The 11,512-nt window shown below is 46.8% G+C and carries 10 protein-coding genes; 3 read left to right on the top strand and 7 right to left on the bottom strand.

The annotated features are described in order from the left end of the window. Positions 1 to 147: 147 nt before the first annotated feature. The 7 genes from ACFOEE_RS09775 to ACFOEE_RS09745 all read right to left on the bottom strand — a co-directional run bounded on the left by ACFOEE_RS09775 (position 148) and on the right by ACFOEE_RS09745 (position 9,000). Entirely contained in the window at positions 148 to 1,620 is a 1,473-nt protein-coding gene (locus tag ACFOEE_RS09775) for a cytochrome P450 (protein WP_377123665.1), read from the bottom strand. Between the two features lies 1 nt (position 1,621). Continuing rightward, positions 1,622 to 2,236 (bottom strand): chorismate--pyruvate lyase family protein, encoded by a 615-nt coding sequence (locus ACFOEE_RS09770; protein WP_377123663.1) that lies wholly within the window; start codon positions 2,234 to 2,236, stop codon positions 1,622 to 1,624. Positions 2,237 to 2,309: 73 nt separating this feature from the next. Further along, positions 2,310 to 3,881: a flavin-containing monooxygenase gene (locus tag ACFOEE_RS09765; RefSeq protein ID WP_377123661.1), complete on the bottom strand. Its 1,572-nt coding sequence runs from the start codon at positions 3,879 to 3,881 to the stop codon at positions 2,310 to 2,312. A 45-nt stretch (positions 3,882 to 3,926) separates the two neighbouring features. Beyond that, complete coding sequence (locus ACFOEE_RS09760) at positions 3,927 to 5,432, bottom strand: amino acid adenylation domain-containing protein (protein WP_377123659.1); 1,506 nt, start codon at positions 5,430 to 5,432, stop codon at positions 3,927 to 3,929. Further along, positions 5,429 to 6,571, bottom strand: coding sequence for an acyl-CoA dehydrogenase family protein (locus ACFOEE_RS09755; RefSeq protein ID WP_377123657.1), 1,143 nt, complete (start codon positions 6,569 to 6,571; stop codon positions 5,429 to 5,431). Before ACFOEE_RS09755 ends, ACFOEE_RS09760 begins: the two co-directional genes overlap by 4 nt. Positions 6,572 to 6,709: 138 nt before the next feature. Beyond that, complete coding sequence (locus ACFOEE_RS09750; protein WP_377123655.1) at positions 6,710 to 7,930, bottom strand: NAD(P)/FAD-dependent oxidoreductase; 1,221 nt, start codon at positions 7,928 to 7,930, stop codon at positions 6,710 to 6,712. Then, positions 7,927 to 9,000, bottom strand: a complete 1,074-nt coding sequence (locus ACFOEE_RS09745; RefSeq protein WP_377123653.1) for an alpha/beta fold hydrolase — start codon at positions 8,998 to 9,000, stop codon at positions 7,927 to 7,929. The genes ACFOEE_RS09750 and ACFOEE_RS09745 overlap by 4 nt, the downstream gene beginning before the upstream one ends. Before the next feature lie 335 nt (positions 9,001 to 9,335). On the opposite strand from ACFOEE_RS09745, the gene ACFOEE_RS09740 reads away from it, so the two are divergent. From ACFOEE_RS09740 to ACFOEE_RS09730, 3 genes are read left to right on the top strand one after another with little or no spacing between them, the layout of a single operon-like run. Then, positions 9,336 to 9,926, top strand: a complete 591-nt coding sequence (locus ACFOEE_RS09740) for a carboxymuconolactone decarboxylase family protein (RefSeq protein WP_377123651.1) — start codon at positions 9,336 to 9,338, stop codon at positions 9,924 to 9,926. A 14-nt stretch (positions 9,927 to 9,940) separates the two neighbouring features. Further along, positions 9,941 to 10,261, top strand: coding sequence for a 2Fe-2S iron-sulfur cluster-binding protein (locus tag ACFOEE_RS09735; RefSeq protein ID WP_377123649.1), 321 nt, complete (start codon positions 9,941 to 9,943; stop codon positions 10,259 to 10,261). An 11-nt stretch (positions 10,262 to 10,272) separates the two neighbouring features. Continuing rightward, positions 10,273 to 11,511: an NAD(P)/FAD-dependent oxidoreductase gene (locus tag ACFOEE_RS09730; RefSeq protein WP_377123647.1), complete on the top strand. Its 1,239-nt coding sequence runs from the start codon at positions 10,273 to 10,275 to the stop codon at positions 11,509 to 11,511. Position 11,512: the final 1 nt, after the last annotated feature.

The following is an 11,512-nucleotide window of genomic DNA, read 5'->3' as shown; positions in this document are numbered from 1 at the left end:
ATGGTGAACTCTCGATACTCACTGTGCTTATTAGATCAAAGGGCTAGATCTGTGTCTAGCCCTTTTTCAACAGTCTGAATAAAACCCACGCTCGTGGGTTTTATTTTGTGAGGCAATCCATTGCCAAAACCTGTGCATTAGCCCAGATTAGCGTGCCTTGGCAATGATCTCGACTTTCTCTGGCACCAAAAATACCCCAGAAATCGCCTTTAAGTTAGGCTCTACACCATCAGGAAGACGGAACTCAAACTGATGCGCCAGTTGCGCAAACAAAGTATGGATAATGTACTTACCAAAGTTTTCACCTAAGCAACGGCGCTGGCCAATACCAAACGGAAACGCTTTACCCTGTTGCTTTTTACTTAGCTCGCCATTTGCCTCAAGGAATCGCGCGGGATCAAAACGGTCTGGCTCATCCCATAGTGTGCTGTCACGGGTTACACTGTAGTTATTGACCGCGATAGGTGTGCCTGCAGCAATAAAATAACCATCGATTAAGGTATCTTGGCTGGCTGCGTAGTTTGCCGCTGGCATCGCAGTGATAGAGCAATGGCGGAGCACTTCACTGATAAACGCTTGGGTATAAGGTAAATCGGTTTTGTGCTGTTGTAATGCAACGTTGCCTTTACCCACCACGCGGTCCAATTCTTCTTGCACTTTACGTTGATATTCAGGGTAACAAGCTAAGTACAATAGTGCCCAGCGCATCGCAAACGCGCCCACACCACCACCAGCACCAGCGACTTGGGTCAACGAACCTATAATCACTTCACGGTCACCAATACCAACCTCAGCTTTGCTTGCATCGTCAATACTGTCACTGGCAGCGATTAGATAATCACATAAATCACGGAATTCACCCGCTTGGTAATCCAGCTTACGGCGCTCGACATTCATTGTCACGTAGGCGTCAAGCGCATTCAAATTACCACTAAATTTTTCAATCGGTACGCCATATTTAGCATAATATGCAGTCTTTTCTTCTTCGTTCATTAGCTCGTAACGTACGCTGTTAATAAAGCCGTTTGGCAACCAACTTAGGCTTTGCTCATCAAAGAATTGCTTTTCCATGTCACCGAAACGGTCATCAAACATCACTTTATGAAGGAAACTAGCTAACTTAACCGATACTTCTCGATTAGGATCAAATGGCACTTCGCCTTGCGCTTTCCACACCGCTGCGATGTCGTTGATTTCAGTGGTCATCCAGTCTTCAATTTGCGGCCAACGTGGTGCAAAGTAGTCACGCATGGCGGTCGCGAATACTTTACGGTGCAAGCTCCAAGCGGGACCGGCTTCCAATTCAAGGAAGTGCTTTTGCGGTGAAATTTGCAATATTTCGAAGTCAGCGCGAATATTAAAAACGTCGTTTTGCGTGACTAAGGCGTCTTTGACATAATCATAGCCGCTCAACACCACAAGTGGTCCCTTGGCAGTTTCAACGGCATAAATGTTGCCATATTTTTTCGCAAATTCGTTGATGATGAGGTGATAATCTTCACCCCACATATATTGTTGCCAATCGTCTGAACCCATGCGTAAAGTCGGCATTGTTGGCGTTAATTTATTCAGGTCTAAATGAGCAGCAGGTGTGGCTACGGCACTATCGGTGTTTTTCATATCAAATTCCACTTATCAGTGAGGGTAGTTCATGGTTAGAGGTCAGTTGCTGGCTGTCTTGAAACCAGGCATAGGGAAATTTCTCAGTGATTTGGAAAATCCTTTTCCCTTGCGAATAAACTAGATAGGTGCGGTAGAGCACCAAATCTTGCGGGTCAATATTAAACTGTAGCGCCAGCGATCCAGCAGGCTCAAAACCCCATGCAAGCATGGTTTTGTAAGTTTCAACCCGATACTTTTCCCAAGCACGGCCAATCGGAATTTTGGTCTCCAAAAGTGCCCGAGAAAAATTCACATTGAGGTTGTCATGAAAGACCAGCGAATCGGCAAATAAGTACGGTAAGCCGCTACTAGTACCATTTAAGGTAATGATCCGGCGCTGACAACGCAGTACTTCATTCACTGGCGTGTTGTGATCTTGATAAGGCCCTAAATCGCCTTCAAATAACTTATTCACCACCAAGGTCTCGCCAACAATGTTCTCTATTAGCTGGGTAATAGTACCGTCGTTGCCAAGAATAATTTTCTGTAAGTGCGTCAGATGCTGTTCGTTATAATGACTGACGTCAGATCCTAAGCCTTGATTAGCCAAATTGTGATTTGTGAGAGTGATCATGGCAGTCCTTGTTTATTATCCCAATGGCAGCATTTGGCTGAGCGACGCGCGCAGCCAAATGCCACGCTGTGCGTTATTTGTTCAACTCGCGCAGTCCATCCATGCGTAAGCGACTCAGCATTTTTTGTGCAGCAAAGGCCATTTCAAAATACAGGATACGTGGCCATGAGCTAATGTTTGGGAAGCTCAACAAGAAGTCGCGTGCCGCATTAGTCATTTTGTTTGGCCCTTCCAAACGATATTGCACCGCAAATTGTGGGTTGTGCAGTAACTTCACGCGCAGCATAGGATCTTTAAACAAACTTGGGATCTTCGGCATGCAACCCACTAGTTTGGCCATTGAATCCATGTAATGGCAATAATTCACCAGTGATGCGACATTCGGTGTGATCTTGTATTCAGTTTGCCAATGCATCGCGTCATGCTTAATGACATCAAGCATTTCCGAGCGACCCGGTAGCGCCTTCGTACCACTTGCCAGCTGCGCCAGATAACGACATTGCATTTCCGCAATGACTGGAATGCCACCTTGTTGTGGTCGGACAAAGCCAACAAAAGCAAGGCTTGCGCCAACCTCAGGAATAAACATTTGCTTATAGAGGTCGCGCATATTGTTTATTTTATACTCAAGGAATGGGAAACTGAGTTGATAGCCAGTACAAAACACCACTGCGTCTATCATCTCGCGGCTGCCGTCTTTAAACACCACCGCATCTTTCTCAAAGCGTTCAATACCACCAATATTTGGCATCACTTTGCCTTCCGCAATAGGCTTAAACAGCCGCTCATTTTTGGTCACGGCTTGGTGATGTGAAGGGCCAGATTTTTTCAACCATTCGCCACGGATCCGCAAGTGTTCATTGCGACTATTTACATACTTGTTGAAAATGCCTTTGGTGATGCCACCGTGATATCTGTGCGGTAGCTTGTTTACTATCCGCGACGTGAGCCAAGAGGTATCAATGGTAAAATAAGGGTCTTCTTGAAACGCCATATAGCGCGGTGCAACTGCTGGATAGCGGCGTAACGACAGAATGCACTTAGCCGCGACTTCGGAAATTTCCGAGGTAATGTCAGCAGAACTTTCGCCAAGCCCCACACAAAGCACGCGTTTGCCCTGATAACGCATTTTATCGCGGTAATCGTTGGAATGTTCAATTTCCCCCATAAACTGATCAAGGCCTGGCAAATCTGGCAGTTTAGGTTTTTGGAAGTGACCAGAACACACCACCACCATATCTACTTTAAGGTGCTGCTCACCTTCACTGTTTTGATATTTCACTGTCCAGCCGCAATCATCGCCTGCCGTTTTACTGGCAGCACAACGTTCAACCATTTTCACCTCTGAGCCATAACGGAATTTATCCGCTAAATTGAAGTGTGCGATGTACTCATTGAGATAATTGACATATTCCTTCTTCGACCAAAACTTCAAATTCTGATGACTGGGTACAAAGTCCGAGTAAGCCATAAAGTAGTTGGAAATGGTTAGGTGCAAATCTTCATAGATCTTTTTGTCTGCAAACACCCCACCAAAGCTGTCTGCCTTTTCCAAGCAGATCACGTCGTGACCTTCGTCCGACAATTGTTTTACTGCGGCTATCCCAGATAAGCCTGCACCTATGACAACAAAGGTTTTTTTCATTCTTCTCTCCTTAAAGGTTCCACATACAAGTCGTCACCAACGGGGTCACAAACCCAGTTGTGCGATCAGAGCTTGACGGGATAATTTACCGTTGCGGTTACGCGGTAGTGCAGGTGCAATGTGGACGTGGTCCGGCAACATGTACTTAGGTAACCATTTACTACAATGCATTTTTAAATTGAGTAGGGTTGGCGCAGGCTCTGTCACTGTCAGATGGGCATGCAACGACTTATCCGCCCCCACCACCACGATACATTCCTTGATGGCAGGGTGCTGATATAGCGCACGCTCCACCTCAGCAAGATGAATTCGGTAGCCTTTAACCTTCACCATATGGTCTTTGCGGCCAACAAAAATTAGCTTGCCTGTTTCATCCTGATAGCCAATATCACCCGTGTTATACGCCGCTTGCTCGCGTGCTGGCATACCAAAATATTGGCTAAATACACTTGGTCCAGTGGCGACAATATAACCTTGCTCACCAGGTAATACTGGCGTGCCATGTTCGTCTTCGATGCGAATTACTGCGCCGCTGGCACCCGTACCGATAGGCAACACATCAGGAACTTGGGCAGGTACTTGATAGGCAGTACACACATTAGTTTCTGTCGGGCCGTAGAAATTCCACAAGGCAACCGCAGGAAAGGTTTGGCGTAGCCGTTTCAGCGCTTTGATTTCAAAGGCTTCACCGGCAAAGATAATGGTTCGTAAGGATTTCGCGCGGCTGGCAAAATCGACCTCATTATCAAGCATCATGACCAGTGCCGTCGGCACTGAGTACCAGATACTAATGGCATGTTGCTCAATAAAACTGACCAAACGATTGGGCAAATAGCTCACCATTTCCGGCACTAAATGCACACTCGCCCCAACCGCAAGCGCGACATAAATATCCAATACGGATAAATCAAAGTGCCACGGCGCATGGTTAGAAAAGCGGTCATCATGATTTGGTTTTAGGGTTTCTATTGACCAATTGATAAACGCCAGCGCATTTTGTTGGCTGATACATACCCCTTTTGGTACACCTGTTGAACCAGAGGTATATAAAATGTAAGCCAGCGCTTGTTCGTCTTGATATTGCACCTCTTGAAAGGCGCTTGCATCAGTGGCCGCTATCTGTTGCCAAGTAAGCACTGAACTTGGGTAGTCGAGCTCAGCTTGACTATCGAGTACCACCAGTTTCACCGCTAACTGCGTGGCTTTCGACAGATGTTGGTACTTTTGCTGGGTGGTGATAAGCACCTGCATGTCGCAATCGTTGACTATGGTGACAACCCGCGCGAGCGGATTCATCGGGTCAATCGGCACATAAGCGGCACCCACCGCCGATACCGCTAACATAGCTGCAACCGCTTTGCTGGATTTATCTAACCACAGCCCCACTCTATCGCCTGGTTTTACCCCAAGTTGCTGTAATTGCAGCGCTAGCTGGTCGCGGACATGGGCAAGTTGACTGTAACTATACTGCTCCAACGCATCCGTAACGGCAAGTTGGTCAGCCTTCGCATTCGCAAGGCCATGATGAAAAAGTGCCTGTAGCGTCTTCATAGTAAACCCAACCGATTGCAGATAAGTTCACGCTGGATATCCGAAGTACCTGAAAATAGAATCGACCCTACTGCGTCACGCAGGCTCATATCAACATGACTTTCTTGAATGTAACCCAATGCCCCATGCACTCGAATGGCATCTAGACCAGACTGGACAAAGGCTTCGCTTATCGCAAGCTTGCTTGAGGCAACCGCTTTGGTGTTATCAACGTTTTGCGATTTTTGCCAAGCCGCAAAGTAGAGTAATAAACGCGCGCTCTGTAGGCGTACTTCCATATCCGCAATGCGATGCGAAACAGCTTGGAATTTACTGATGGTTTTATCGCCTTGTTTGCGGGTATTGGCGTACGCAATACAGCGTTCTAAATCCCGCTGCATCACGCCAATAAAAAGTGCAAACAAGCAACAACGTTCCCAATCCATGGAAGCTGCAAAGATCCGTGCGCCTTGACCTTCTTGGCCTAGCATCATGTCTTTATGAACTCGCACATCATCAAAAAATACTTGGTTTAGCTGTGCTTTGCTTAAGCCCATTTTTTTGTAGCTTTTGCCCACTTCTATGCCAGGTACACCGCGTGGTACTACAAACGCAGATTGGCCAAGGTAGCCAAAGGCTTTATTGGTGGTGGCATAAACCACGTAATAATCCGCGACACTGCCGTTGGTCACATAAGACTTACCACCGTTGAGAATGTAGTAATCACCATCGCGTTTTGCGGTAGTCGCGAGCGTTGCAATGTTTGACCCAGCTTCTGCCTCGGAAATCGCATTAGCAGCGATTTTCTCGCCACTGACTAAAGCGGGTAGTAACTCGCGTTTTAGCGCTTCACTGCCATGCTCGTAGATTGGCATACAACACGCGAAAGTGTGCGCGGCACCAGCAAACAACACACCGGTATCGGCACTGCCTTGGCCTAATCCTTCGAGGATTTTTACTGTAGTTAAAATGTCAAAGCCTGAGCCATTGGCGGCATATTTACCGTCTATTGGTAGGCCAAAAAAGCCAAAGTCGCCCAATTGACGCCAAACATCATGTGGAAACTCATCTTCTGCTAAACCTGAGAAATCAAGGTCTTTAGCAAAACTCAGCGCATGCTCGAACAACTCTAGCTGCGCTTCACTCCATTCAAAATTCATGTTTTTCCCTACTTGTTTAGTGCAAAACTTCCCCATTCCCAAGCTTTGCCACTTGCTCTCTTCCAACTCATACGTCCTTGTCTTGCTGGCGACAACAAGAGTTGCTTATCGCCAGCCGACTTTTAACGAGGCTTATCCTTAGCCAACCATTTGCTTGCGGTCGTATTCTTCAATGGCTTTGCGGAAAATCATCGGTGCTTTCCAGCCTTCACAATCAAAGCAGCAACCACCTAAGAGACGAATAACTTCGTCGCGTAAGTCTGGATTTTGCATTTGGTAACCGAAGAAAATCGGGTAAATCCAGAAGTAGCGAATAAGATCTGCCGCGATTTGCTGACCACCATTACTCCAATCACGGAAAGCATAAAATGGCGTTTTCCAATCATCATTTTTGATTGCTTGGTCGATTGCTTCAGCCGCACGAATACCTTCTTTAAGCGCAAACGACACACCGTAAGAGAAGATAGGATCTAAGAAGCGGTGCGCATCACCGATACAAAGCCAGCCATCACCGACAAAAGGTTCAATGCGGTACGAGAAATCAGCCATAGATTCCGGCGTACTGGTACGAGTGGCATTACGGAAGCGGCGTTTGATCTCTGGGCTGATGTTTTCCATGCCCCACGCCATCGCATCTTCAGGGTTTTTACATTCTTGATAATAAAGATCTTTTGGAATGACGATGCCAAGGCTATCAGTGGTTGGTGAAATCGGAATGATCCACGACCAATGATACTGCTTTGAGTACAGAATCGTGGTGTTGGTCGAAAATGGCGGCATATCACGTTCAACCCCTTCAAAGTGGGCAAAAGACGCAATTTGCTGCGAGAAGAACTCAATCTCACGCTTACCAGCAATCCCTTTACGGGATAGGAAAGTCGCTTGACCGCTGGCATCAACCAGTACTTTTGAGCGCACTTGGTATTCCATGTCATCTTTTTTATAGATGGCACCGACTACCTTGCCTTCGTGCTTGATCACATCTTTAACCAACGCTGTTAGGTACTCAACGCCGTGCTCAAGCGCTTTTTCTTTTAGCATATGGTCAAAGTCGCTACGACGCACTTGCCAAGTTGGCGCTAAAATCGGAATAAAAAATTCATTTTTAGATAATGAACCAATTACGTTTACCCCTGGTTTGTCAGGGAAACCAGCTGCGGTCATTTGCTCAGCAAGACCTAAGTCACGAATGATCTGGCCGGCATTGCCCGTTAACGACTCCCCGATATGAAAGCGTGGGAACTCTTCTTTTTCGACACACAGTACCGATAAACCTTTTTTGCGGCATTCAATGCCACATAAACTGCCCGCAGGGCCGCTGCCAATGATGACAACGTCATAACTCTTAATCATGTTCATGCCATTGCCGCCTTAGTTAAGAAGTCTTCCACAACCCAGACAAACTCTTCTGGACGCTCAGAAGCTGAAAAGTGACCACAGCGAGATAAGCGCGTAACTTGGGCGTTAGGTAATTTAGCGGCAGCCTTTTCGCTCCACTCAGGCGGAATGATTTGGTCATGGTTACCCGCGATAAACAGCGTAGGCACTGAAATACCATCGAAAATTTTCGCCATGCTGCTTTTCGCTTGATGGTCAAGAAACTCGTGGTAAGCCGGACGAGAGAGCACATCATCAAGCAGAGACTTAAGCGCTGGTGTCATTTTTGGCGGGTTGTAATAAGCAGCCGCAAGGAATTGCTCTGGATCGTGTGACATTTTTTGTAAGTCCATCCACCAACTATCAACGTCTTCAATCAAACCAAAACCTGTACATACCAAGCCTTTGACTTTTTCAGGGAAACGACGCGCCACTTCAGCGGCAATCATGCTACCAGCTGAGTTCGCCACCAATACCCACTCTTGCTCTTGCAAGGTTTGTAGATACTGTAAAGTGTATTCAACATGGTCAACGAAAGTTGGAGAAGGGTTTTCACTTTTACTTAAACCAAAGCCAGCCAAATCAAGTGCAATTGCGTTATGACGACCTTGCACTGAACGTAAAATTGCCGACCAAGAAGTCGATGGGTTACCTAGCGCAGGTAATAAAATCCAAAGTGGTCCAGTACCTTTAACGCGCAATACGTGCTGCTTAAAGCCTACGCCAGCGTCCACCAATTCACTTTGAATACCGTAGCTTTCTTGTAGTTTTACTAAGCGGTCTAACTCAGATACGTTGCTCTCTTCAGTCGCGACTTCGCCACTCAGTGACTTGATAAGCAATGCCAGCGTTTCCAGATTCTCAAAATGCACAGGCGTAATATCATGCTCTGGAATTTTTGCGCCATATTGCTGATCGATATAGGCGAGTAGTCGCACCATAGATAGCGAGTTGAGGATCCCTAATTCCAACAACGGGGTATGTTGGTCAAGATCGGGCGCTGCACCTTCCAATAGGTCCTTATTTACAAATTCAATTAAATCTTCAATCATCCTAGTTTCCTAATTTGCAGTCTCTCAATAGTGAGTTTGTACCCACTCAATTTCGGGAAAATGGTGATAGCGCTCACCATCACCAAACCACATCTGCCCTATTCAACTACGCTCTATAAAACGTCACTAAATACGGCTCGCGATGAGTGTTATGCGTTTGTCTTACCAGCAGGCATACGCAGTAAGCCAAGCTCAGCGGGCAAGCACACAGTACGAAATTTAACAATTAAATAACATGGTTCTACTGGACTATGGCGCTGGTCCATTTGGACTATAGGCGTGAGCGGCTAAAGTTTTTACCTTAGAAAAAACCGTAAACTGAAAGGAATTACCTTATGAACACAGGAATGAACCACTTAGTGACGCCTGTTAAACGCTCAGATGTGCCTGAGTTGGAGCCTGTCTTTTTGGCAATCGAGAACAATTTAGGCTTTATCCCGAATGGGATATTGACTATGGCCAAAGATCCTGTGCTGGCCGCAGCATTTGGCGGTTTGTTTAAGTGCTTGGCACAGTTCAAACACATTGAAACCGAACTAAAATGGGCAATTGCCACCATCAGCAGCAACGCCGCGGGCTGCGTTTATTGCCAAGGCCATTTCTCTCATATCGCCAGCCGCGTGAACGTCGACCGAAACAAGGTGTTAGCCGCGTTTGAGTTTGAATCAAGCGGTTATTACAGTGAAGCGGAAAAATCGGCGCTACGCTTTGCTTTCGCTTGTAGCACTTCCCCTGCGCATTTGCGTAGCAGCCACTATGAAGAGTTAGGCCGCTACTTCACTGAGCCTGCCGTCGTTGAGATTGCCGCCATCATCGCCATTTGTGGCTTTTTAAACCGCTGGAATACCGCGATGGACAGCCAACTTGAAGTGGCGCCTGCAGCCATTTTGCAAGAAATTAACCAACTTAGCCGCTTTGCGGGCTAATCGAAGGAGTCGTTATGCCAACAATCAAATTTGTTCAAGCAGATGGTACTACCCATCAGGTCAATGTTCCAGTTGGAGCTTCTCTAATGCAAGCCGCGATGGAAAACATGGTGTCAGGTATTGAAGCAGAATGCGGTGGCTCAGGGAGCTGCGCAACCTGCCATTGTTATCTCGATAAAGCTTGGAGCGACAAAATCGAATCGCCAGATGATAACGAAGCACAGCTGTTAGAAATGGTGATTGAACCCAACGAGTTCAGCCGGTTAAGTTGTCAGGTAAAAGTACAAGAAGAACATCATGGCTTGATTGTCCGCTTACCTGTCTCACAATATTAAAGGAATTTAGCATGCAAACCTGTGTCATTATTGGTGGCGGGCATGCAGGCGCACAAGCGTGCGCCCAACTGCGTAAACAAGGCTGGGACGGCAAAATTGTGCTACTCGGTAATGAAGCTTCGCTCCCCTATCATCGCCCGCCACTCTCCAAAGGATATCTACAAGGCAATTTAAGCCCCGCACAGTTGTTGATAAGACCCGCCACGGCCTACCAGCAAGACCAAATTACCACCATCCTTGATTGTCGTGTAACGAGCATAAACCCTGCCAAACATGAAGTTGAACTTGCCGATGGCAGCCACATCAAGTTTGATAAACTGATGCTCTGTACCGGAAGCAGAGCGAGGCGCTTAAATGTACCCGGCGCTGATTTAGCTGGGGTGTACTACATAAAAACCTTACTGGATATTGAGCACATCGCCATGCATTTAGCTGAACACCCAGGCATCAAGCACATTGGCATGATAGGCGGCGGTTACATAGGTTTGGAAACCGCGGCGGTACTGAGAGAAATGGGTCACGAAGTGCGTATTTTTGAGCGCGAAGCGACTTTACTGTCGCGCGTTACCTCCCCTATAGTTTCGGCTTTTTACCATAAGCTGCATCATCAAAAAGGCGTGCAGATTGAAACCCAAAAACAAATCGCAGCTTTAAAGGGTGAGCGCGGTGTCGAGACGCTGGTATGTAGTGATGGCAGCCAATACCCTGTCGATTTAGTCATTGTTGGCGTCGGCGCTATTGCCAACACAGAACTTGCTGAACAAGCTGGGCTGCTAGTGGAGGGCGGTGTCGTCGTTAATGAACACTGCCAAACTTCGCACCCCGATATTTATGCCGCTGGTGATTGTACTGTGCAAGTAGAGCATCACAGCAGCCTTGCTACTCGCATTGAATCCGTACCGAATGCCTTAGAGCAAGCCAAAGCGGCTGCAGCGGCTATTTGCGGTAAACCCACCGCTATTACTGCGGTGCCCTGGTTTTGGTCGGATCAATACCACTGCAAAATTCAAATTGCTGGGTTAAATCATGGTTTTGATCGCGCAGTAGTTAGGCAATATCCTAATTCTGAACAATTTTCAGTATGGTATTTAAAAGACGGCAAGATCATCGCAGTAGACTGTATCAACAGCGCCAAAGACTTTATGCTCGGCAAGCGTTTAGTGGCGTTAAAGGCGCAAGTGCCCGCTAAAGTGCTTAAAGACCCAAACAGTCAATTAACCGATTGGCTCACTCACGCTGCGACTATATAAC

The sequence above is a fragment of the Pseudoalteromonas fenneropenaei genome (assembly GCF_042643375.1).
Taxonomy (GTDB): domain Bacteria; phylum Pseudomonadota; class Gammaproteobacteria; order Enterobacterales; family Alteromonadaceae; genus Pseudoalteromonas; species Pseudoalteromonas fenneropenaei.
The sequence above is the reverse complement of the archived record's forward strand: the minus strand, read 5'-3'. Positions and strand labels throughout refer to the sequence as shown.

What these genes read in the sequence shown, in the direction of transcription:
- ACFOEE_RS09775 (WP_377123665.1), bottom strand. Translation starts at nt 1,620, where the DNA reads ATGAAAAACACCGATAGTGCCGTAGCCACACCTGCTGCTCATTTAGAC.
- ACFOEE_RS09770 (WP_377123663.1), bottom strand. Translation starts at nt 2,236, where the DNA reads ATGATCACTCTCACAAATCACAATTTGGCTAATCAAGGCTTAGGATCT.
- ACFOEE_RS09765 (WP_377123661.1), bottom strand. Translation starts at nt 3,881, where the DNA reads ATGAAAAAAACCTTTGTTGTCATAGGTGCAGGCTTATCTGGGATAGCC.
- ACFOEE_RS09760 (WP_377123659.1), bottom strand. Translation starts at nt 5,432, where the DNA reads ATGAAGACGCTACAGGCACTTTTTCATCATGGCCTTGCGAATGCGAAG.
- ACFOEE_RS09755 (WP_377123657.1), bottom strand. Translation starts at nt 6,571, where the DNA reads ATGAATTTTGAATGGAGTGAAGCGCAGCTAGAGTTGTTCGAGCATGCG.
- ACFOEE_RS09750 (WP_377123655.1), bottom strand. Translation starts at nt 7,930, where the DNA reads ATGAACATGATTAAGAGTTATGACGTTGTCATCATTGGCAGCGGCCCT.
- ACFOEE_RS09745 (WP_377123653.1), bottom strand. Translation starts at nt 9,000, where the DNA reads ATGATTGAAGATTTAATTGAATTTGTAAATAAGGACCTATTGGAAGGT.
- ACFOEE_RS09740 (WP_377123651.1), top strand. Translation starts at nt 9,336, where the DNA reads ATGAACACAGGAATGAACCACTTAGTGACGCCTGTTAAACGCTCAGAT.
- ACFOEE_RS09735 (WP_377123649.1), top strand. Translation starts at nt 9,941, where the DNA reads ATGCCAACAATCAAATTTGTTCAAGCAGATGGTACTACCCATCAGGTC.
- ACFOEE_RS09730 (WP_377123647.1), top strand. Translation starts at nt 10,273, where the DNA reads ATGCAAACCTGTGTCATTATTGGTGGCGGGCATGCAGGCGCACAAGCG.